This window comes from Xanthocytophaga agilis, from assembly GCF_030068605.1.
Lineage (GTDB): Bacteria > Bacteroidota > Bacteroidia > Cytophagales > 172606-1 > Xanthocytophaga > Xanthocytophaga agilis.
In genome coordinates, this window is the sequence record NZ_JASJOU010000001.1 from 540,022 (window position 1) to 561,694 (window position 21,673).

Sequence of the window (21,673 nt, forward strand, 5' to 3'; positions counted from 1 at the left end):
AGAAGAGGATTTAATAAAGCCAGTATGGAGATCCTGTACTGGCTTTGGTCTAATAAGAAGTTATCTAAGGAAATGAAAGTAATTGGAGTAATAGTGAGAGTCAGATAATTATATCATTTATTTTTATGATATCACTAAGCCTGACTTGACAAATGAATTCAAATTTTAGGTTGCTGAAAACCCAGCTACTTGCTGATTTTCCATCAGGTTCATCCATCATCTTTTATAAAGGACAATTTTATATCATTGGGGATGATGCTACATGTATCCTGGTTCTTGATAGGTCTTATCAAAAAGTTGATTCAGTGCAATTATTTGAGTATCCGGATAAAAGAATTCCCAAAGCTCATAAAACTGACTTTGAAGGCGCTACTATACTGACTATTGATGGTATAGAGTATATTCTGATTGTAGGATCTGCTGCAACTGAACTTCGCAAACGAATATGTTTAATTCCATTGCTGAACAATAAGTTAGGTGTCAAAGCACAAACAACTCTTTTTTTTGAAACTCAGGTATTTATTAACAGAATCCAGGATCAGGGAATAAAGGAGATAAACATTGAAGGTGTTTGTACCATAGGCAACGAACTCTTATTGGGAAATCGCGGGAACAGAACAAATCCTACCAATCATATCATTATCACTAGTCAGAATTTTTGGGAACATCAGGAAGATGCCAAACTTAAGATTCTGAGTCTGATTATACCTGGCACTGATCTTCAGAATATAGTAGGATTATCAGAGCTTTGTTATATCGCTGCATCCGATTTGCTTTTAATCACACTGACAAGTGAAAATACAACCAATGCATATGATGACGGAGTTATTGGCGATAGCTACATAGGTTTGATTGAAAATGTAAGTGAACAGCTAAAAGATACTACACTAACAATCAATCGGATGGTTAACCTTTCACAAATAGATTCACGTTTTAAAAATGAGAAAATAGAAGGCATCTGTGTCGAATTTATTTCGTCATCAGATATCCTGATTCATTTGATTACTGATAATGATACTGGAGAGAGCCGATTGTTTACTCTGAAGTGTTTGTCTTAAAGACTATTTTCAATATTGAAATACATAGAAAGAGGGGTCTTTTCTCAAAGACCCCTCTTTCTATGTAATAACCTCATAAATGAAACGCTTATTCTTCTATTGGTAACAATAGAGAGATTATCTACTGGTCAACGTGTTATTTTCCAGTAAGGATTGGAATTGATTCACCTCATCCTGAAATGCTTCAACGGTATTTTTCGCTATTTGCTTTGTGGCCATATCCCTACCATGCTCAACTTCTGCCTGTGCTATATCAATAACTCCCTGATAAAGAGTCTTCATCAAAACTACAAATTCCTGATCTACCTCACCTGTCAACTCATCTTCGCTTATCTGCTGATCCATTTTTGTAAGAGTTTTGGAAACCATCTGAGAAAATTTATTGGTAGTGAATTGTTTGTTATCCTGTTTTTTGGATTGTTTTTCTATTTTTTGTGTATGTGCTGTTAGCCTGGACATCTGTTCTTCCATAGTCGCAACAATTTGTCTGGCTTTCGCTTTCAATACATTGTTTTTGCCTAGTTCTATTTCTATCTGTGCCATGTCGATGGCTCCTTGGTGAAGTTCCTTCATCAGTCCTGCAAAATCTTTGTCCGCATGGTTGTTTAATGTGATCTGCTGCATATTTTCCCTCATTTCCACTATAGCATCCGCTACCATTATCTCATCCTTGGACTGTGCTTGAGGCTGAGGTGTGGTGAGGTTTTCACGAGTATCTATTTTATGTGTTTCCACTGGAGTATTTTCCACATTTGTAGCTTCTCCATTGTTGGAATGAATGGATACAGCAAATATATAGAAGGAGGCAATAGAAAGTAGAGGGACACTCAGAGCCATTCGTAGAGTTTTCATATTCTTATAACATATTATTTAGGTTGTAACATAGGTAAACTGATACACAAGCTGTGATATAAGCTTTCCGGATGGACATTTGTAATATGACATAGCTTGTTCCATAGTTCGACGGAATGAAATTGTGTTCCGTTTCTTCTATAATGCTAAATAACTATGCCATAGAGAGAGCTGCTCTACTATTTCTGGAGACTTTTTGATAAACGGTTAGTTTTAGAAGGATTTTGGTTAGAGAAGAGTTATTTACCTTCTATATTTCTTGTGCATTAATATCTATGTTCTATTACTAGCTATGTTTTTTAGTCATATATCCTCTTGCTGTAACTCTTATTATATGAGTGAAAGTTATACCTGCTACTTCATTTAACGCTTTTAACTTTTAAATCTGAAAAACGGGTACTATCTGAAGATTAGAAAGATGACTGGAAAATAACTATCGGATAAGATGTAAATAAATATAGAAACTTTCAAATTCTCATTTAGGCTTAACAGTAAACTCTATTTTTATGCACAATACATACACCATTTACTTTAGAGGAATGATTCTACTAACTTTCTTTGTAATAGTTTGCTGCAAAAAAGGTGATGAACCCTCTATTTCTAATCCAGGTTCAGGGAGTGATTCTGTTATCATACAACCAACTGGCGTTTATGTGAGTGGCTATGAAGATAAAGGTTCTACTGCGGTTGTTAGCTATTGGAAGAATGGATCAATTACTAAACTGACAGATGGTTCCAAATATGGTTATGCGAGTGATATATATGTCTTAGGTAGTGATGTTTATGTTGCAGGTGTAGAATCCAATGGTAGCAAGAATGTAGGGAAATACTGGAAAAATGGAAAATCTGTAATCCTTACAGATGGCAAGTATACTGCTACTGTTAATTCTTTACTTGTATCAGGTAATGATGTGTATGTAGCAGGCGCAGAAAGCAACGGAACATTTGCTGTGGCTAAATACTGGAAGAATGGAAGATCCATTAATCTGAGTAATGGAATAACCAATGTTTATGCCCGTGATATTTTTGTATCAAATAAAGATGTATTTATAGTCGGTGACGAATATATCGGGAAGAAGTATGTTGCAAAGTATTGGAAGAATGAAATGGAGATAAATCTTACGGATGGAAAAAATAATGCCTTTGCAGAGGCTGTTTATGTAAAACAAAACGATGTGTATATAGCAGGTTATGAATCCAACGGATATTTTACTGTCGGTTCCTACTGGAAAAATGGTATTAAGGAAGAGTTAACAGATGGTACAAGAGATGCTTTTGCCACTGATATTTATGTTTCTGGAAATGATGTATATGTAACTGGCTATGAGTATTATGGAGATAAATCTGTTGCCAAATACTGGAAAAATGGTGTGGAAGTGCAGCTTTCAGAGAAAACTGGAAATGCATTTGCTACTGGGCTATTTATATCTGGTAATGACGTATATATTACAGGGAATAAGTTGAATGGAGCGAAATATGTGGCAACCTACTGGAAGAACGGAACAGAGGTAATGCTTTCAGATGAAGCATATGATGTAAAAACTACCTCAATTTTTGTTACTAAATAATAATACAAGAATAAAGAAATACTAGTTGTTTTTAAAAAAATATTCGAACTCTGTTCATGTTGAAGTTTGACTGGAGTTACGGTTGATTTTTCAGATCAACCGTAACTCCAGTCATTTTTTATTTTAACTGCACCTCCAGGTAGTAGAAATAAACTATTGGAATTAGTTCTTGAGTTTTTCCCGCTTATAGACAGAGTTTGAATAGGGTTGAACAAGCTTTTAAAATCACAAAGACACAAGAGTATTTTTTAGTTTTGTAAAAAGTAGAAATAATCTGTCACGTTTTTTCTTGCATACTGGTCATAAGTACAGATTTCATTTAAAACAAAAATACTTATGAAAACAAGAATTTCATTTCAGGAAGCTCCCAAAGGATTTATGGACGGATTAATGAAAACACATCTGTATCTGAAAAAATCAGGACTAGATGCCAAGTTGATTGAATTAATCAATTTCCGTGTCTCTCAAATCAACGAATGTGCTTATTGTCTGGATATGCACTACAAGGATGCAATTCAACTAGGTGAATCGGAGCAACGCCTTTACTCACTAGCTACCTGGAGAGAAACTCCTTACTATTCCAAAGCAGAAAGAGCTGCATTGGCTTATACAGAATCCTTAACCCGGTTGAATAATCATGAGTCGGCAGAAAAGGAGTGGGAAGAATTATCTATCTATTTCTCTACAACCGATATCGCCAACCTGACTTTAGCCATTACCCAGATCAATACCTGGAATCGGCTTAACCGTGCTTTTGGTACTGTTCCGGGCAACTATCAGCCAGGCGAACATGAAGTGGCTCCAGCCGTAGCGGTTTAAATAGATAACTATCAGCAGCAGGAATTATTTCCTGTTGCTGATTAGGTACCAACTAAAAAAGTGAAATATGTATAAAGTAAAAGCCGTTTTTAACCGTCTTCGAAGGTAGAAGAGTTAGCTTAATACATATGATTACCCGTTAGTATTCAATATCTTATCAACCTTGCTTATGCGACACATACTTGAAAAATTCAAAACAAAGATTTTATCTTGGTTAATCGGCTATCCAGGTATTATCCTTTTATTGATCTTATTAGGAGAGGTTTTGATGCGGATTCATCCTGTACCAGTTACTACAATGGTGGTTCTCCTGATAGGAGTACGTTTACTGGTGTTTCTTCTCACACCGTGGATAAACAAACATTTTCCCGTCTGGAAGTATATTTTATAAAATACTTCTCAAATTCCTGGATAGCCTAAATCATAAGATAAGGTTTGTAGGCTGTTGGTTGGGTAATTACCATTTTTAATCCATTGATAGTATCCAGTAAAGGACTTTGGCTAAGAGTATAGGAAATTTCCTGATCAAAGGTGAGTTGTTTCCTCATATATTCAAAAATCGATCCTCCGCCGGTATAATGAACTCCTTTGCTCATTACTTTTTCTAAATCTACTGAAGTTTTGACAGCTGCAAGAGTGTTCTGAATTTCAAGGTTGACAAAGGTAAAATAGGCATCCAGAATAGGTTGGATACTCTGAAAAGAGATTATTGTTGTACCAATTCTGAATTCATTTTTAGAAGAGATTGCCTTTAAATCCATTAAGATATGTTCTATATCTTTGTTGATAATAGGAACCTGGTAATTGCTGGAAAGATGATTGAGAAGGAGATTACTCAATGTTCGAATACCCATGCGGACACTTCCTACTGATACGGGAAATCCTTTAACAAACACAGAAATATCAAATTTACTGGCACCCCACTCAATCAGAATGAAGTCTTTCTTTTCGTGTAGTATATTCATTCCCAAAGCAGCACAGATATTCTGATAAATCATATATACCTCTTTAGCTCCTGCATGTTCTGCACTGTCTTTGTATGTTCTTTTTTCTGCTTCTGTAGCCTGAGTAGGTAGACTGAAAAAAACTTTGTATGATTTATAGGATCTATACCTATTTGCTAAGCCTTGTTTCAGTGCCAGCTTTATTAAATGCTCAAAGCCAATAAAGTCACTTATTGTGTAGTTAACTGGAGATACAACTATGCTTTCTTTGGTTGTACGTGTCGTATTGCCAATACCTGAAATTTTGTTTTCAACTGAATCAATAGAAAAATGGGCAGGTTCATTAAATATTAACTTGTTGTTATGAATAATTCGTAAATATTGGCTACCAGGATCTATACCGACAGTTTCAGAAAAAAAGGACATAATAGATTATTGGAGTAAGATGACAAGCTTTACTTGGTTTTAACTTTGTCTGGAAGATCATACAACTTAGAACTTTTAATTGTTCCATCCGTATTATATCTCACATGTTTGCCATATTGATATTTGGGCTTAAGCCGATCACTAAGCGTTTTTTCAAATTCAGGAGAAACAAGAGAATAGGTGTCTGTTAGCACTTCGTTTTTGTCATACAATCTCCAATTCTCTATTAACACTACTTTCTGGTTCAGAGTGTCTAGAGTACTTGTCATCTTTCGTACTCTGATAAGTGAATCTGTTTTTCCTTGTAAAAAAGCATCCTGGGCAATCATATTTCCTTTTTGATCGTATTTCCTTTCGATATGATATGCTCCAGTTTTCAAATCCAATGAATTTTTTTTTGGAAATGTGACGTACCATTCTCCTACCTCTACAAAGTTGTACATGGTACCTTGTTTTTCTACCAGGATTTTGCCATTTTCCACTTCATTTCCTTTTCTGTCATACAGAGTGATTCCTTTGACAAGCCTTCCCTTTTCTTTAATTATAGCTTTTTCACTTTCAGTTAATGATCTCTCATATAGAAGATACAATCCGTTAGGTGCTCCTTTGCTGCCTATCAATCCACAAGCATACAAAAACATGCAACATCCAATCAGGAAACATACTTTTGGGTAGTATAACAGATATAATTTCATATGTATAGGCTGGTTCAATGGCTCGTTCTTAACTCAAAGTTTGGTTAGCCATCTGTTAAATATGCAACAAAGATATATACGTTTATGGAAGATACATGTTATAAACCTGCAGATGAATTAATACAATTGCATGCAAAGACAACATGTATTCAGTATATGAAATAAATAATGGAAGTATATTGTAAACTAACAATTATCCTTAACTGTATGACACTTAAAATTTACTGCTTCTATATTCAAACCAAACTGGTTTTATTACTATTGTTCGTATTCATTGGATGCAAAAATGAATTCGGTAAAAGCAAAGTTGAGGTCGTTGACATCCAAAAGTCACTAAGGGAGATATCTGATATAGTTTAGAAAAAGTAGTGATAGAAACGTTCAGAAACAAGGCTTTAACTATAGAAAGTTGGCTCTGTACAAATACTCCTCCCCATCGTTTATCTTCCAATAGGGTTACTTAATTTTGATTCGTCCATTAAGAGTTTTAATAACATCCAAATACTTGAATTTCCATAGTTGGTTATACTTACTTTGAAGAATAAATAAAAACATATATTCCTGATATGATACTAGCAATTATTATTATAGCTTCCATTAGCTTCTGTTTTTTGTTAATTTATTATAAGTATCGTCAATACCAAAGGGTAAAGAACGATCCTGAAGCTTTAAAGAAATGGCAGAAAAAACACGAAAAATATGAAGCAATTGGTAGTGTTTTATCTGGTATTGGTTCCATATTAGAGATACTAGGTGCAATCTTTTTTTAATAACTGAGTTTCGGTCAGGAAAGATAGCTTTCAAATACAATATTTGTATTTGCATACTAATCTCTTAATTATATGCATCTCCCAACGAATGAAAGTCATCTCGTAACCAATACCAGTACTCTCCTTTGTGCTGATAAAGTGATTCCAATAACTCAGTAAAGCTTGTCGCAATAACAGGACAATTGCCCTTAAGTGCATGGGTTTCCCAAAAGCTATCATAACACCGACCTAATCTTTCCTGAGCCAGATCAATCGTAATATATTGAGAGCCGGATTCTCCAATAATAAACCAATTATAGCTTCTGTCATACTCTCCATCTGTTCCTGCAATAATCGGATTGGCTCTTACAAAATCCTGAGGAGCTACTATCTTCATCGAATAATTTTTATTCGGAAAGAGTTCTACTCCACCACAATGGGTATAAAATAGTATGACATCTTCTGGCAAAAGTATACCTTCAGGAGGTCGAGGGATAAACGATCTGTCCAGATAAATGCATTCTTTATCTTCTCTGATTTTAGTAAGTAATTCCAGGAATAGTTTCATACAGACAAAATAACTCACTTATAGCCAATTCCTCTAAACAAGCTGGCACTAAATTTTTGCATGGTAGGACATCTGTATGGTAATTTTTTACACTTAGCTCGTATACTGGAATGGCTTTAATTGGATACCACGCATCACACGAACAGTTTAAACCCAGTGAACTGCTCACTTATGTCTCTATGGCAGAACAGGCTGGATTTCAGGCAGTGAATTCATCAGACCATTTTTATCCCTGGAGTGAACGGCAGGGGCAAAGTGGGTTTTCTTTTGCCTGGCTAGGAGCGGCCATGAATACCTCTTCGCTTCCATTTGGTATGGTAGTGTCTCCGGGACCACGGTATCATCCTGCTGTACTGGCACAGGCTATAGCTACCTTATGTGAAATGTTTCCTGAGCGATTTTGGGTATCATTGGGTAGTGGCGAGGCATTAAATGAGGCTATCACAGGCGAACTTTGGCCTGCAAAGCAGGATCGAAATATACGCTTGAAAGAAAGTGTAGAGGTTATTCGTCAGCTATTGAATGGCGAAATGGTGCATTACAAAGGTTCGTTTACCGTCGAAAATGCAAAACTCTATACGCTTCCCAAAATTAAACCTTTGCTGATTGGTGCTGCTGTCACAGCTGAAACTGCCGGTTGGATGGGAGGCTGGACAGATGGGATAGTGACTATATCGAAGCCAATAGAAGAATTGAAAAAGACGGTTGACGCATTTCGCCAGAATGGAGGGGACGGGAAGCCTATGTATCTGAAGGTGCAACTATCCTATGCCCGTTCAGAAGAAGAAGCTTTGATGGGTGCCTATGATCAGTGGCGTACCAATATCTTTCAGGGAAATGTGTTGGGACAATTGCGTACGGTAGCCGAATTTGACGCGCTGGGTGAGTTGGTTAAACCCGAAGATCTACCCGACAAAATAGACATTTCTTCTGATACAGAATTTCATATTGAGAAAATACGTCAATACAAGGCGCTTGGCTTTGAAAGGATTATCCTGCACAACGTAAACAGAGATCAAAAAACATTTATACAGGATTTTGGAACAAAAGTCATCCCTCAGGTAATTTAAGCACTTAACTATGTTAGAACATCTCTGGTACAAAAACGCAGTAATTTATAGTCTGGATCTTGAATCGTTTAAAGATGGAAATAACGATGGAGTAGGGGATTTTGAAGGTCTTATCGAACGGTTGGATTATTTGCATGCATTAGGGGTAGATACAATATGGCTGGCTCCGTTTCAGCCAACTCCCAACAAAGACAATGGATATGATATTTCCGATTATTATGGTGTTGATCCCCGGCATGGTTCCTCGGGTGACTTTGTGAATTTTATGCATAAAGCCAGAGGACTAGGTATACGGGTTATCATTGACCTGGTAGTGAATCACACATCGGATCAGCATCTCTGGTTTAAAGAAGCTCGTGCTTCCAAAGACAATCCCAAACGGAACTGGTATGTGTGGTCTGATCATAAACCTTCCAACTGGAACAAGGGTATGGTGTTTCCAGGTGTACAGAAAGCTACCTGGACTAAGGACCCCAAAACCGGGTCTTATTACTTTCATCGGTTTTATGACCATATGCCCGACCTGAATACAGACAACCCTGAGGTGCGGGATGAAATCTTAAAGATCATTGGATTTTGGTTGCAGTTGGGTGTTTCTGGTTTTCGGATGGATGCCGTTCCGTTTGTGCTGGAATCTCCCAAGCCGGATGTTGACAGCACTACGCTACATTATGGCTATCTCAAAGAATTACGGCGGTTTCTGCAATGGCGAAAGGGAGATGCAATTTTATTGGGAGAAGCCAATGTGTTGCCAGAGGAAACGGTCAACTACTTTGGCGAGGCAGGTGACGGCATTCATCTGATGTTTAACTTCTTTGTGAACCAACATCTGTTTTATGCGTTAGCCTCAACTGAAATCGAACCTTTACAAAAGGCACTGGAAGCTACTCGTGAAATTAATCCGACTTCTCAGTGGGCGCATTTTCTTCGAAATCACGATGAACTGGATCTGGGACGGCTTACAGAGGAACAAAGACAGCGTGTGTTCCAGGAATTTGGTCCGGAAAAAAACATGCAGATCTATGACCGGGGCATTCGTCGCAGGCTCGCCTCTATGCTGGGCAATCGCCAGCAGATTGAGCTCGCTTATAGCCTGATGTTTACTTTGCCTGGCACTCCGGTAATTCGTTATGGAGATGAGATTGGGATGGGAGACGATCTGTCGCTGAAAGAACGTGAAGCTGTTCGTACACCTATGCAATGGTCCTCAGAAGGTCAAGCTGGGTTCTCTGATTCAGACAAAGAAGTAAAACCTGTAATTTCAGAAGGAATCTATTCGTATAAGCAGGTCAATGTGAAAGACCAGAAACGAGATCCCAATTCGTTGTTTAACTGGATGGCATTTATGATCCGCCTTCGGAAAGAATGTCCCGAGATAGGCTTTGGTTCCTGGGAGATCATTCCTGTAAAGCCTAAAGGTATTCTGGTGATGCGTTACGAATTCAAAGAAGAGATCCTGGTTTTTGTTCATAATTTCACTGCCAAAGGGGAAGAATTGGTTTTAACAACCCGGCAAGCAAAAACTCAACGGTTGATTGATCTAATTAATAAGGTGGAAAGTATTGCCGATGAGGACGGCAGACACACAATTATTCTCAACGCCTATGGGTATCGATGGTTTAGAGGAGGAGAATAAGGATTGCCTTTGACTTATTATTGTGTGAATTTTATACTTTTGTATAAATGAAAACACTTCATACTTTTCCAACCCTGGAATTAAACGACGACCTGAAACTAAAAGGTTTTAGGGTATATGAAGCTGCCCTATGCCAGACAGGCCATTCCATGTTTGGTCGTAGGCATTTCTATAAAATTGTATTAAGCACTGGCAAAACAGTAATCACCTATACTGACCGCAGTAGTGTTAAACTAGATGGTGTGTGCCTGTATTTTGCGAATCCACACATTCCTTATAGTGTTGACATTCTTTCTGGCGAGCCAGGAGGATATGCGTGCATTTTTACAGAAAACTTTATCAAGCCTCTGGAACGTTCGGAAATTTTGCTACAATCTCCCTTGTTTAAAGCAGATGGAAACCCTGCCTTTCGGCTTACTGAACAACAGAGGGTAAAAATTACCGGAATCTTTGAAAGCATGATAGCCGAACAGGCTACCAATTATGTATACAAGGCTGATTTGCTACGTAATTATATCCAACTGATTGTGCATGAAGCTTTGCGTATGCAACCAGAGGATTTTTCTATCCACTATCGAAATGCTTCTACACGTATCACTAATCAGTTTCTGGATCTGCTGGAGCGACAGTTTCCTATAGAAAGTATAACTTCACCCTTAATGCTAAAGACTGCCCAGGACTATGCGAACCAGCTAGCTGTACATGTAAACTACCTGAATCGTGCTGTTAAGGAAGAAACCGGAAAATCAACCACTACCCATATAGCAGACCGTGTCACCACTGAGGCTACAGTCTTGCTGCAGCATACAGACTGGAGTGTAGCGGAGATTGCCTATGCGCTGGGATTTGAATATCCTAATTACTTCAGCAATTTCTTTAAGAAGATGACAGGCAATATTCCCAAAGCTTACCGCACCCGTCAGGTTTGAAATTTATACTTTTCTGTTTGAATCGTTTACTTTGCCAAGAGAGGTTGTTTATACTTTTGCATCACTGGTTTTCATTGTAGAAGATGAGAATTCAGGACATATCAATAATGTGAAAACAACCGATCAAGACAATGGAAAAACGTAAATTAGGTAATGCCGGACTGGAAGTGTCAGCTATAGGACTGGGCTGTATGGGTATGAGTTTTGGGTATGGCAATATTGTAGACAGAAACGAAATGATTAAGCTGATACACTATGCCATTGAAAAAGGAATCAACTTTTTTGATACCGCAGAAATGTATGGTCCTTATGTTAATGAAGAATTGGTAGGAGAAGCCCTGGCTCCCTTTCGAGACAAGGTAGTCATTGCTACAAAGTTTGGATTCGAGTTCGATCCCAAAACCCACGAAAACAAAGGCATGAACAGTAGCCCGGAGCATATCCGCAAGGTAGTGGACGGATCATTGAAACGCCTGAAAACGGATGTGATTGATCTGTATTACCAGCACCGTGTAGATCCCAATGTACCCATAGAAGAGGTGGCAGGTGCAGTCAAAGAACTGATTCAGGAAGGTAAGGTAAAATACTTTGGTTTATCAGAGGCAGATGCAGACAGCATTCGCAGAGCCCATGCTGTGCAACCCGTGACAGCATTACAAAGTGCCTATTCGCTTTGGATACGTGGGGTAGAAAATGTAATTCTACCAACTTTAGAAGAGCTCGGTATTGGCTTTGTGCCCTATGGTCCGCTGGGTCATGGATATCTGACTGGTACTATTGATGCCAGTACTCAATTTAATAGCAACGATATCCGAAGCCAGCATCCGAACTTTTCAGAAGAAAACCGGAAAAAAAACCAGCAACTTGTTACGTTACTAACTGCATTTGCTGAAAAGAAAGAAATCACACCTGCTCAGTTGGCATTAGCTTGGGTATTACATCAGAAACCATCAATGGTTCCTATTCCTGGAACCACAAAACTACACCGTTTGGACGAAAACCTGGGAGCTGTAGATGTAGAACTGTCAGCTGAAGACTTAGCTGAAATCAGGCGGATCCTAACCTCTGTTAACGTTGTGGTTCCATATTAAAGGGAAAAAATCTCAAATTGACGAAGTGTCAGAAAAACCAAAAACACATCATATTGCCAAACAACTCGTGGCAATATGATGTGTTTTTGGTTTTTATATGGCAAAATGTGTATAGTAAAATAACTGATTAGTATTTCATTATACAGACAGATTACCCTCTTGTGAAGTTGAAGTAATATCAGATAATGAAGTTTTACCAATGACAGATTTCAGTTAGTAAGCCATAATCTGTAGTATTTTTGTGTATTTGAGCGACTATCTTGTCTAAATATCCAATACATATGAAACCTTAAAATGATAAAATGCAATTAATTGATTATCTGAAGAAATTATACTGAGGTAAAAAATAATTACCTTTTTCTTAGGGGTAATTCTCTTTTAGCCTGTTATACACATGAAATTGTTTCATTCCTGACAAATACTTTTATCTGCTTTGTTAGAAATGATAAACAAATCACTGCGCAACAGAGATGAAGATGCTGGCTACAAATAAATAAAGTACAATTTTACTTGTTTGCAGTCAGTCTATACCTGTTTTAACGCTTAGACCAGCTAGTTAAATCTGAGAATCCTTATGCAATTCACTTTTCTTTTACGGAAATGCGTTTCCGTTTTGCTATTGTTTTGCCCATTCTTATCTGTCTATGCCCAATGCACCTATACTTCTGTGGCAGGTGGAGGGAACTGGAGTGATCCCGCTACTTGGACTATTACAGGAAGTGGATGCAGCACAACTCCTTCCTCTACAAGTACTGTGATTATAGATTCACATGTCATCCTCGATCAGAATTTTGCAGTTTTGTCTGCTGGTTCCAGGCATGGATCGATTACTATTAATACGGGTGCTTCGCTGCAAGAAAGCTCTACTGCTCAGACTTTAAACTTTGGGGATGGAACCGGCTCTCAGCAACAGCGGTTAATAGCGAATGGTTTACTGAATGTGTCCAATGTGTTTTTTGATAAATCGGATGCTTTATTTACTGTACATTCAACTATTAAGTGTAATCTGACTGTTAACAATCAATCTACTATTACCATATCAGGTACTCAGCTTACTGTTGAAGGGAATTATAACTTTATCAATGGGAATATTGCCTCCGGAGGCAATGGTAAACTTCTTATTGTCGGTTGTGTTACAGGCTCCAATGGATTTTTGAATAGTTCTATCATTGCACCGCTGATTGTATGTGTTTTGAATCAGCCTACTACCTGTGGTACAGGTACCTGTAATGGAGATGTTCCTCTTAACAATGATCAGAATTGTATGCTGATGATGCCCGTTGACTGGTTATCATTTACCACTACCTATAATGAAGAAAAGAAATATGTTGTCTTGCAATGGGAAACTGCCAGTGAAGAAAACAACGCCTATTTTGTGATCGAGTATTCAGAAGACGGAATAAATTTTACATCTATTGGGCAGGTAATGGGTGCTGGAACCTCAACAGAGAAACACACCTACTCATACATGGATTCAAAGCCTTCTTATGGTACACACTATTATCGTATACGTCAGGTAGATGATACCAATATCTCCTCTTACTCGAAAGTAAATACTATCCGCATTTTTGCTGATAATGCCAGTCTGCATATGGTTTCCAATGGAAATGGCAGCTATACATTACAAATTTATGGTGCTGGAAATATTAAACAGGTACAGGTGTTTGATCTTTTAGGGCGTATCATTTATTCAGATCAGAGTCAGGCATCGGCAGAAGCGTCGTATGTAGAGAAGAGTATACCGCTGGCTTTCAGCAGTGCAGTGTATACAGTGAGAGTAGTGACAGATAAAGGGGCATTTTTCCGGAAAGTTGCTCTTCAGAACGAGTAATGTAATATGGATCTGGAAGGGTTATTTTATTTGTAGGTTTTACAGAGAATAAAAATAGGTGTAGTGGTTAGAAGAATTGGGTAAAATAAATTTGTCTTTACTCTTCTATCGTTTATTTTTTCTACAGACCCAAATGTAATTTATATGTCTCTATAAGTTGTGTTTCCTGGGTATCCATCTTAAAAGTAGTGTTTCTGCACGCAAGGTACATTACTCTACTCTATTGGCAAAATGTTGAGGTTATTCCTTTATTTTTTAGAGTATAATACCAATAGTAAAAGCTAATGATACTTCACTGAAAGGCTTGTCTAAATTCAGAGGGGGAGAGATTTGTCTTGTTTTTAAATAGCTTGCTAAATGATTGTGGGTATTCAAAACCAAGTTCATAGGCAATCTCATTCACTGAGAAGTCTGTAGTTGAGAGAAGTTCTTTGGCTTTGTTTATCAGTCGTTCATGGATATGTTGCTGCACATTGTTGCCCGTTAGTTGACGGAGCATATCGCCCAGGTAGTTGGGAGAAATATTCATGGCATCTGCAAAATATTTGACTGTAGGCAGTCCTTTGTCTGTCATTTTATTGTCAAAGTACTCGTTCAGGAGCTTTTCAAACTTTCCCAGTAATGTGTGGTTGGTGGCCTTTCTGACAATAAACTGTCTGTTATAATAGCGATTGCAGTAGGTGAGTAGTAATTCGATGTTGGAAATCACTACATCCTGGCTAAAATTGTCTATAGGTAAGGTATATTCTCTTTCAATCTGTTGAAAGATAGCTATAATAGATTTTTCTTCCTCTTCCGAAAGTATCAGTGCTTCATTAACTGCATATTCAAAAAAGCCATAATCCTTTATTTTCTGTGCCAGGGGATAGGTTCGTAAAAAATCCGGATGGATGTTGAGTAACCACCCGGATCTTGCCAGTACCTCTCCAGGTTCTAAAATGTTTACCTGTTTCGGTGCAAAAAAGGACATTACACCTTCATCAAAGTCATACATGGTTTGTCCGTATTGCAATTTGCCAGGACAATTCCTTTTCAGGGTGATTTGGTAATAACCAAAAATCAGACGTAAGCGGGAATCCAATGCTTGCTGCTCTATATCTTCGAACCGGACAATGCTGAACAAGGGATGCTTCGGCTTGTCTATCCTCATTAATTGATGGCTTTGGGTTATACTGTCGATATGTATGGTTTCTATGGGCTCTTTTTTCATCACATACTACATTACAGGTTCATTTTCTTTCTTTTGGTATTGGCAAAGGTTCTGGCAATGGTAGCATTGGGTATCAGGCTTATTAGTTTTACAGTCAGTGCATTGATACGTCCTGAAACATGGAATGATTTCTTCTTTTCCCACGCCTGTATCATTTCGATTGCTACCTGTTCTGCTGTTTGGGTGTAGGCATTTTCAGTTAATGTCTTGCCCCAGCTATTGTTATTGGCTGGTGTATTCATAAAATTGGTTGTTGTAAAACCTGGACTAAACAGCATTACCTGTACATGATAGGGTTTGCATTCTTCAGTAAGAGCCTCGGTAAATGAGCGCACAAATGCCTTTGAGGCTGCATAGGCTGCCATGTAAGGGCTTGGAAAAAACGAAGCCAGCGATCCTACATTAATAATTCCTCCGCTTTTGTTCGCTACCATATTAGGCAGAAACAGGCGACACAGAGCCACCAGTGATACATTGTTAAGTTCCAGCATATCCAGTTCGGATTGTAGGTTGTTATGCACAAACTCCCCACTGGAACCAATGCCTGCGTTATTGATTAGTAAATTTACGAATAAGTTTTTCTTTTTGCTTTCAACATACACAAAGTTAGCAGCATCCGGTTTACTCAGATCGGCCACAATGTAATGAGCTGTAATGCCATTTTTAGCTGTTATTTCTTCGCAAAGTTGTTTGAGTGCCTGTTCATTACGGGCTACTAACACCAAGTTGTGTTTCTTAGCTGCCAGTTGGTGTGCTAGAGCCTTTCCGATTCCGCTTGAAGCTCCTGTTAATAATGTTACTTGCATGAGACTGTTAGGTATTTGTACATGACAAAATTCCGAAAGTCTCTTATAAATAATCTATCCGGATTACGGATACTTGTGTTTAAAATGAGGATCTTGCTTTCTGTGCAAACTTTGCTGTATTGGTATGGATTTTTTGTTAAAGGGGATACTAGAAAATATGTTGTGAAAAACAGATTGTTTTTTTTCTCTAACTAATAATCTATGGCTTTAGGCAATGAAGATCAATACCTGGCAGATCATATCCTGATTCGCGAACTGATTTGATAATGTACCTGTAAACGATCGAGTACAAACTGTAATAACTTTGCAAGTAAACTAATGCTTAGTGAGATATAGCCAAATCAGCAGTTTATCCTTCGATTGCATTAGCATCCACAGATGAATAAGATAGATACTCAGATAATCTTCCGGGTCTGATAGTATACTAGTTACTGTTTTGTAATTTAGTAATAATTATAGAAGAAAGCACTTATTTGTTTTATGAAGTTAACTGGAATATTGAGTGGCAACTATGATCCCATACAATGAAAAGGTCTACCTTATTTGTGAACCTACCCGCTCCAGTGAGATTGAAGATCAGGCCATATCTTCTATATATGTTATAGCATTAGTAAATAAACACACACAACATGAAGTATAATCTGCATGCAAGATACTTACAAGGTGAGACTGTAGAAGTATGGAATGAGATAATTGCTTTGAAAGAAAAAATATTTACACCACCTTTTCGAGAAGTCGTTTTGCAGGTAGTCAATACAATGGTAGATCGCATAGTATACAATCTGGAACTGATTTATACTGAGTTACTAATAAAAGGCTATGTATTTGATAAAATGGGTGAAAATGGCTATGAAGATTGTTATGTAAAACCTGTGTTTTTTCAAAAGACAACTATAGATAAAACAGCTCTGGTTGTCGATTTACTTACTAAGTTGGAGCCTTTTGGCGTTCCTCCTCTTATCTTAATAGAACTTTACAAAAAAGTTAATATTGTTGATCTTAGGGGATATTTCCCAAATTTACGAAGCTATTTTCCACTAGATCCTCTCTATATTGAACCTATTGAAGTACTAATTGAGTTTGTAAACCATTATGATACAAACTATAATGATATAAAGGATACAAATTATATTCTTATCTCTCCTGATGCTTTGATTAAAGATAATATTAGTGGTGGAACAGGATATGGTATTACTATATCGGATAATATGGTGGCAGATGGTGATTTGATTGATTATGGAAAAGATATAACATTTGTTGAATACCTACGTCAGGTATTTCGGTGGGGAGGATTTCCCAATTTGGAATACATTGCCAAACCGAAAAAAGAACCTTCCAAACAAACATACTACTGGGGAGGAAAGCCTCTGGAAGATCCCAATAAATGGGATGTTAGCAAGGAAATAATCGATTACCAGATTATAGATATAGCAGTTGAAATTGCAAGCAAGACCTTGCCTATTTAATAAAGATTGTATATCACTACATTAGTAAATGAATACCCCGGAAAATGAATTAACCCGCTTAGTGGAATGGATACGACTTTATATACGTAAAGTAGAGGAAATTCATCTAACCTTCATAAAAACCTTTGAAATTACCTCACCTTTGTCAGCTTGGGTAGCCGGACAAATTCCCCAAATGGGATTTATACATGTTAATGGCATATTGTCCAGCTATCAATTTCATGGTATTGGATGTAGAGTTACTATCAGGAAGCAAACAATAGATTTTGATTATGGTAGAGATCATCGCACTGATGGATTTGATCCATGGAGGATCTTTTTGTTCTTACGTGATAAAACGAAAGATCCACTATCCACACTTTCAGTTAAAGAGCTGGAAACGCTTTTTGGTGTATTGGGAAAAAATGGAGTTATCCTAAAGCCAAGTATGTCACTCGGCTCACACTTGTATTATTTTAATTCGTACCTGGTACCCAACGAAACTAAAGTACCCACACACAAATGACACTTAAACTCAATTTATACACTGAAATAGAGAAAACTTTACCCACTACAAGCCGATATATTTTAGGTCAGTATAACCAGGATTCGATTATCGTTTATCAGGCTTTTAATGAAGCCATTGCTGCACGAGCTGTCAGAAACCAGAAACTTGGTGGAGGAGGTTTTAAGTTTGATCGAATGAGCTGGATCAAAACAGGTTTTCTATGGATGATGTATCGGAGCGGCTGGGCTTCCAAACCCAAACAGGAGCGAGTGTTAGCTATTCATGTAAAGCGGGATGGATTTGACAGCTTGCTGAAAGCTGCTGTGCATAGCTCTTATGTGGAGCCTATATATCAAACCCACGAAAACTGGCAGCAGCAAGTGACTAATTCAGAAGTAAGACTGCAATGGGACCCAGACCATGATCCCTATGGGAATAAACTGGAACGAAGGGCTATTCAACTTGGTTTGCGAGGAGATGCTTTAAGCCGTTATGCTTCAGAGTGGACAATAGGAATTGAGGATATAACAGATTTTGTCAAACAACAGCATGAACATGTCCTGGAACACGCTCTGGACAAATTACTAATCCCTGTTGAAGACATTTATCATGTTACAGATTCGGCTGTTTTTTCTAAATTGGGGATAGGGTTAGTCATATGACTAATCCTACCCTCATCGAGTTAAATTAAAAATGTTGTATTGTAGGGATAATCGATATGAAAAACCTCAGTACATTTCCTATTTCTAACTCCCTCTTCATGTTTTATAATTTAGCTCTTCGAATAAGTGGGTTGCATTAACTTAAGGAGATACCCATTTTATTACCGCATACTTTGTTTGATCTTTTCCCTGTGTTGACCTCCCCAGTCACTTAGTTCACGAAGTACGTTTTTTAAGGTTCGGCTGTAATCGGTTGCTTCATAAACGATGGTAACCGGTGTGGTTGGGTACACATTGCGTTGAATAAAATCATTCAGTTCCAGATCTTTCAGTTCATCGGCTAAGACCTTTGGAGATATACCCGTAACGGCATTCTGTATTTCGTTGAACCGCTTGGGGGATTGCACCAAGTTAAGGATAATAGCCAGCTTCCATTTGCCATTAAGGACATACAAAGCATCAAGTATATTATTGAGTGAACCGGCACATTCTTCTTTGCCAGGAATTGTATTTTGGATCATCGTTGCCATACCCAAAGATACGCACTTTCCTGAAAGTAAGCGCTTACCTTTGGGTAAGTACTATTCTTTGAATAGCTGTTCCCACTATTTTTGTCTGCACAACTGCAAAACAGATATGCTGCTTAGGTAACACGTGCTGATTTTAATTTACTGGTTGTACTATCAGAAATCAGTGCTTTTGTCTGGCAGAAGTCGGTAACATTTAATCAAAATTTTTATGAAACGTATCCTTCATTTAATTTCAAGTATTCAGGGCAATAAGTCTCACAGCTTGGAACTGGGCAATGCCATTATCGAAAAGGTCATTGAAAAGTATCCAGGTAGTACTGTAGAAGAAGTCAATCTGGTCGACCTGGATATTCCGCATTTAAGTCCAGCTACTTTGCAATCCTTATTTATTCCAGGAGACAAGCTAACGGCAGAAGACAAAGAGTTAATCCGATTTTCCAATGAGGCAGTCAATCAGTTAATGGCATCTGACATTATTGTCATTGGTGCCCCACTCTATAACTTTACCATTCACACATCCCTAAAATCCTGGATTGACCATATCACACGGCCTGGAATTACTTTTGGGTATACCGAAAATGGCCCTGTTGGTATGGTCACTGGCAAAAAGGTATATGTTGCGATGTCTTCAGGTGGCATCTATTCCGAAGGGCCGGGTAAAAACAACGATTTTGTAGCACCATACCTAAAAGCCTTCCTCGGGTTTCTGGGCATGACAGACCTGACAGTTTTCCGGGCAGAAGGTCTCAAAGTTCCGGGTGTAATGGAACATGCCATGGAAAAAGGGATCGCAAGTATTCATATTGATTAATGCGGTCACTGGTTTTCATTTCTGGTTATAGTGATACAGACAATTGTCACATTGACCATTTCCATATAGCAACACCTTCAGGTAATTAGCTTGAAGGTGTTGTTTGTGTTTTCTTACCTTGACAACCTTGACCGCTTTTGTAGTGATTTTTTTTATACAACATACGATGAATTTATGATGGGTTTTTGACAGGTTTTTAGTAAGATTGAGGCCCTGCATCCAGACAATACAGATTCAGGTGCTCAAATGTACGTTTTATCCGGAGCAGTGTACTTATGACATATATCTTATGGTAGAACATATAACCCAGCTTTTAGAAGACTACGACCAGAACAAAAGCCTCTATGAATCGTTTGAATCTGATGTGAAGAGAATATTGGAGACTTTATTTATCTCAGAAGATTTCCAGCCTTGCCCTCATTTGATTACATCGCGTGTAAAAGCAAAAAACAGTCTGCATAATAAACTTAAACTCAAGGGTGAGAAATACAAACAGATCGGTGATATTAAGGATATTGTAGGAATGCGCATTATTACGTATCTGCAGGACGATATTGACAAAATTGCCCAGAAGATTGAAGAGGAATTTGAAATAGATAGAGAAAACTCTCCTGATAAATCGGCTCAGGTAGAAGAAACGCTGGATCGGTTTGGGTACAAAAGCAGGCATTTTGTGGCAAGTCTGAGTTCGAGCCGATTGCAGGAACCTCATCTGAGTAAGTACAAAGGCCTACAGTTTGAACTACAGATCCGGACTATTCTGCAGCATTCCTGGGCAACTATGGAACATGATATTTACAAAGGCAGGCAAATTGCACCTTCTGCCAAACGGACATTTTATCGTATAGCTGCCCTGCTTGAACTGGCTGATATTGAGTTTGTCAAACTAAAAGAAGAAATACAACAGTATCAGAACCGTATAGCGACCGAATTAAAGTTAAACCAAACTTCTGGAGATATCCCTGTCAATCTGGCTTCACTGGAGGTCTTTATCAAGGAAAACGATGCCATTGCTCAGATTATCGGATATGCCATGGAACGTAATGGGTTTCATTTGTTTGGTGAAGAAGCTACTGTAATTGACGATATGGATATCTTTAACCTAAAGGTACTGGGCTTTACTACGCTGGCTCCTCTGGAAAAATTCATAGATGAGAACGTGGACGAAATAAAGCAGCTATTTGCTGACTATACAGATCCCCAGCGTCCAACAACAATGCCTGTCGGGCCATGGCAGTATCGCCTGAGCAAGACAGGTAGGGAAGATGATCGGCATTTTTCATTTAAGCGATGCTGGAGGCTGCTACTCGAAATTATCCAGGTTCTAAAATTTAGAAAAAAATAACAGTCTCTCATTAGTGTCCTTTCGGTAGGATAGAGAGAGGTATTTCCAGAACCAAGAGGATAAGAACGCGTTTCACCATAATGCTTCCTTATCCTCTTGATAACATTGCGTATTTGCTGC

The 21,673-nt window shown here is 38.0% G+C and carries 20 protein-coding genes; 13 read left to right on the top strand and 7 right to left on the bottom strand.

Going from position 1 to position 21,673, the window contains the following annotated elements:
• The first annotated feature begins 152 nt into the window (after nt 1-152).
• The gene (locus tag QNI22_RS02150) at nt 153-1,058 is read left to right on the top strand and encodes a DUF6929 family protein (RefSeq protein WP_314508942.1); all 906 of its coding nucleotides are present in this window, start codon (nt 153-155) and stop codon (nt 1,056-1,058) included.
• A gap of 117 nt (nt 1,059-1,175) precedes the next feature.
• On the opposite strand, the gene QNI22_RS02155 is transcribed toward QNI22_RS02150, so the two are convergent.
• Nucleotides 1,176-1,910: a DUF305 domain-containing protein gene (locus QNI22_RS02155; RefSeq protein ID WP_314508943.1), complete on the bottom strand. Its 735-nt coding sequence runs from the start codon at nt 1,908-1,910 to the stop codon at nt 1,176-1,178.
• A gap of 506 nt (nt 1,911-2,416) precedes the next feature.
• On the opposite strand from QNI22_RS02155, the gene QNI22_RS02160 reads away from it, so the two are divergent.
• Both QNI22_RS02160 and QNI22_RS02165 read left to right on the top strand, forming a co-directional pair.
• Nucleotides 2,417-3,478, top strand: a complete 1,062-nt coding sequence (locus QNI22_RS02160) for a hypothetical protein (protein ID WP_314508945.1) — start codon at nt 2,417-2,419, stop codon at nt 3,476-3,478.
• Nucleotides 3,479-3,814: 336 nt separating this feature from the next.
• On the top strand, nt 3,815-4,297 hold the full coding sequence (locus QNI22_RS02165) for a carboxymuconolactone decarboxylase family protein (RefSeq protein WP_314508947.1): 483 nt from the start codon (nt 3,815-3,817) through the stop codon (nt 4,295-4,297).
• 416 nt (nt 4,298-4,713) lie between these two features.
• Here QNI22_RS02165 and QNI22_RS02170 read toward each other — a convergent pair whose 3' ends face one another.
• From QNI22_RS02170 to QNI22_RS02180, 3 genes are all read right to left on the bottom strand, one after another.
• Complete coding sequence (locus QNI22_RS02170) at nt 4,714-5,667, bottom strand: rod shape-determining protein (RefSeq protein ID WP_314508948.1); 954 nt, start codon at nt 5,665-5,667, stop codon at nt 4,714-4,716.
• 29 nt (nt 5,668-5,696) lie between these two features.
• Nucleotides 5,697-6,362 (bottom strand): hypothetical protein, encoded by a 666-nt coding sequence (locus QNI22_RS02175; protein WP_314508949.1) that lies wholly within the window; start codon nt 6,360-6,362, stop codon nt 5,697-5,699.
• Nucleotides 6,363-7,196: 834 nt separating this feature from the next.
• Complete coding sequence (locus tag QNI22_RS02180; RefSeq protein WP_314508950.1) at nt 7,197-7,679, bottom strand: SMI1/KNR4 family protein; 483 nt, start codon at nt 7,677-7,679, stop codon at nt 7,197-7,199.
• Between the two features lie 110 nt (nt 7,680-7,789).
• On the opposite strand from QNI22_RS02180, the gene QNI22_RS02185 reads away from it, so the two are divergent.
• From QNI22_RS02185 to QNI22_RS02205, 5 genes are all read left to right on the top strand, one after another.
• Complete coding sequence (locus QNI22_RS02185; protein WP_314508951.1) at nt 7,790-8,749, top strand: TIGR03885 family FMN-dependent LLM class oxidoreductase; 960 nt, start codon at nt 7,790-7,792, stop codon at nt 8,747-8,749.
• 10 nt (nt 8,750-8,759) lie between these two features.
• Nucleotides 8,760-10,385, top strand: coding sequence for an alpha-amylase family protein (locus QNI22_RS02190; RefSeq protein WP_313979872.1), 1,626 nt, complete (start codon nt 8,760-8,762; stop codon nt 10,383-10,385).
• A gap of 47 nt (nt 10,386-10,432) precedes the next feature.
• Nucleotides 10,433-11,314 (top strand): helix-turn-helix domain-containing protein, encoded by an 882-nt coding sequence (locus QNI22_RS02195; RefSeq protein ID WP_314508953.1) that lies wholly within the window; start codon nt 10,433-10,435, stop codon nt 11,312-11,314.
• Nucleotides 11,315-11,445: 131 nt separating this feature from the next.
• Complete coding sequence (locus QNI22_RS02200) at nt 11,446-12,405, top strand: aldo/keto reductase (protein ID WP_314508954.1); 960 nt, start codon at nt 11,446-11,448, stop codon at nt 12,403-12,405.
• A gap of 574 nt (nt 12,406-12,979) precedes the next feature.
• Nucleotides 12,980-14,236, top strand: a complete 1,257-nt coding sequence (locus tag QNI22_RS02205; protein ID WP_314508955.1) for a T9SS type A sorting domain-containing protein — start codon at nt 12,980-12,982, stop codon at nt 14,234-14,236.
• A 292-nt stretch (nt 14,237-14,528) separates the two neighbouring features.
• Here the strand turns inward: QNI22_RS02205 and QNI22_RS02210 are convergent, their stop codons facing one another.
• Complete coding sequence (locus QNI22_RS02210; protein ID WP_314508956.1) at nt 14,529-15,446, bottom strand: helix-turn-helix domain-containing protein; 918 nt, start codon at nt 15,444-15,446, stop codon at nt 14,529-14,531.
• 11 nt (nt 15,447-15,457) lie between these two features.
• The gene (locus tag QNI22_RS02215; protein ID WP_314508957.1) at nt 15,458-16,252 is read right to left on the bottom strand and encodes an SDR family NAD(P)-dependent oxidoreductase; all 795 of its coding nucleotides are present in this window, start codon (nt 16,250-16,252) and stop codon (nt 15,458-15,460) included.
• 629 nt (nt 16,253-16,881) lie between these two features.
• Here QNI22_RS02215 and QNI22_RS02220 point away from each other — a divergent pair.
• The 3 genes from QNI22_RS02220 to QNI22_RS02230 are packed head-to-tail and all read left to right on the top strand — an operon-like array spanning nt 16,882 to nt 18,867.
• Nucleotides 16,882-17,718 (top strand): hypothetical protein, encoded by an 837-nt coding sequence (locus tag QNI22_RS02220; protein ID WP_314508958.1) that lies wholly within the window; start codon nt 16,882-16,884, stop codon nt 17,716-17,718.
• Nucleotides 17,719-17,746: 28 nt separating this feature from the next.
• A complete protein-coding gene (locus tag QNI22_RS02225; protein WP_314508960.1) occupies nt 17,747-18,223 on the top strand; it encodes a DUF6896 domain-containing protein in 477 nt (158 codons plus the stop codon).
• Nucleotides 18,220-18,867, top strand: coding sequence for a DUF4291 domain-containing protein (locus QNI22_RS02230; protein ID WP_314508962.1), 648 nt, complete (start codon nt 18,220-18,222; stop codon nt 18,865-18,867). The genes QNI22_RS02225 and QNI22_RS02230 overlap by 4 nt, the downstream gene beginning before the upstream one ends.
• Before the next feature lie 161 nt (nt 18,868-19,028).
• Here QNI22_RS02230 and QNI22_RS02235 read toward each other — a convergent pair whose 3' ends face one another.
• The gene (locus QNI22_RS02235; protein WP_313979893.1) at nt 19,029-19,397 is read right to left on the bottom strand and encodes a winged helix-turn-helix transcriptional regulator; all 369 of its coding nucleotides are present in this window, start codon (nt 19,395-19,397) and stop codon (nt 19,029-19,031) included.
• Nucleotides 19,398-19,605: 208 nt separating this feature from the next.
• On the opposite strand from QNI22_RS02235, the gene QNI22_RS02240 reads away from it, so the two are divergent.
• On the top strand, nt 19,606-20,208 hold the full coding sequence (locus QNI22_RS02240; RefSeq protein ID WP_313979894.1) for an FMN-dependent NADH-azoreductase: 603 nt from the start codon (nt 19,606-19,608) through the stop codon (nt 20,206-20,208).
• A 289-nt stretch (nt 20,209-20,497) separates the two neighbouring features.
• The gene (locus QNI22_RS02245; protein ID WP_314508963.1) at nt 20,498-21,553 is read left to right on the top strand and encodes a GTP pyrophosphokinase; all 1,056 of its coding nucleotides are present in this window, start codon (nt 20,498-20,500) and stop codon (nt 21,551-21,553) included.
• Nucleotides 21,554-21,673: the final 120 nt, after the last annotated feature.

What these genes read in the sequence shown, in the direction of transcription:
- QNI22_RS02215 (WP_314508957.1), bottom strand. Translation starts at nt 16,252, where the DNA reads ATGCAAGTAACATTATTAACAGGAGCTTCAAGCGGAATCGGAAAGGCT.
- QNI22_RS02195 (WP_314508953.1), top strand. Translation starts at nt 10,433, where the DNA reads ATGAAAACACTTCATACTTTTCCAACCCTGGAATTAAACGACGACCTG.
- QNI22_RS02170 (WP_314508948.1), bottom strand. Translation starts at nt 5,667, where the DNA reads ATGTCCTTTTTTTCTGAAACTGTCGGTATAGATCCTGGTAGCCAATAT.
- QNI22_RS02155 (WP_314508943.1), bottom strand. Translation starts at nt 1,910, where the DNA reads ATGAAAACTCTACGAATGGCTCTGAGTGTCCCTCTACTTTCTATTGCC.
- QNI22_RS02190 (WP_313979872.1), top strand. Translation starts at nt 8,760, where the DNA reads ATGTTAGAACATCTCTGGTACAAAAACGCAGTAATTTATAGTCTGGAT.
- QNI22_RS02180 (WP_314508950.1), bottom strand. Translation starts at nt 7,679, where the DNA reads ATGAAACTATTCCTGGAATTACTTACTAAAATCAGAGAAGATAAAGAA.
- QNI22_RS02175 (WP_314508949.1), bottom strand. Translation starts at nt 6,362, where the DNA reads ATGAAATTATATCTGTTATACTACCCAAAAGTATGTTTCCTGATTGGA.
- QNI22_RS02185 (WP_314508951.1), top strand. Translation starts at nt 7,790, where the DNA reads ATGGCTTTAATTGGATACCACGCATCACACGAACAGTTTAAACCCAGT.
- QNI22_RS02220 (WP_314508958.1), top strand. Translation starts at nt 16,882, where the DNA reads ATGAAGTATAATCTGCATGCAAGATACTTACAAGGTGAGACTGTAGAA.
- QNI22_RS02240 (WP_313979894.1), top strand. Translation starts at nt 19,606, where the DNA reads ATGAAACGTATCCTTCATTTAATTTCAAGTATTCAGGGCAATAAGTCT.
- QNI22_RS02235 (WP_313979893.1), bottom strand. Translation starts at nt 19,397, where the DNA reads ATGGCAACGATGATCCAAAATACAATTCCTGGCAAAGAAGAATGTGCC.
- QNI22_RS02210 (WP_314508956.1), bottom strand. Translation starts at nt 15,446, where the DNA reads ATGAAAAAAGAGCCCATAGAAACCATACATATCGACAGTATAACCCAA.
- QNI22_RS02230 (WP_314508962.1), top strand. Translation starts at nt 18,220, where the DNA reads ATGACACTTAAACTCAATTTATACACTGAAATAGAGAAAACTTTACCC.
- QNI22_RS02165 (WP_314508947.1), top strand. Translation starts at nt 3,815, where the DNA reads ATGAAAACAAGAATTTCATTTCAGGAAGCTCCCAAAGGATTTATGGAC.
- QNI22_RS02150 (WP_314508942.1), top strand. Translation starts at nt 153, where the DNA reads ATGAATTCAAATTTTAGGTTGCTGAAAACCCAGCTACTTGCTGATTTT.
- QNI22_RS02205 (WP_314508955.1), top strand. Translation starts at nt 12,980, where the DNA reads ATGCAATTCACTTTTCTTTTACGGAAATGCGTTTCCGTTTTGCTATTG.
- QNI22_RS02200 (WP_314508954.1), top strand. Translation starts at nt 11,446, where the DNA reads ATGGAAAAACGTAAATTAGGTAATGCCGGACTGGAAGTGTCAGCTATA.
- QNI22_RS02225 (WP_314508960.1), top strand. Translation starts at nt 17,747, where the DNA reads ATGAATACCCCGGAAAATGAATTAACCCGCTTAGTGGAATGGATACGA.
- QNI22_RS02245 (WP_314508963.1), top strand. Translation starts at nt 20,498, where the DNA reads ATGGTAGAACATATAACCCAGCTTTTAGAAGACTACGACCAGAACAAA.
- QNI22_RS02160 (WP_314508945.1), top strand. Translation starts at nt 2,417, where the DNA reads ATGCACAATACATACACCATTTACTTTAGAGGAATGATTCTACTAACT.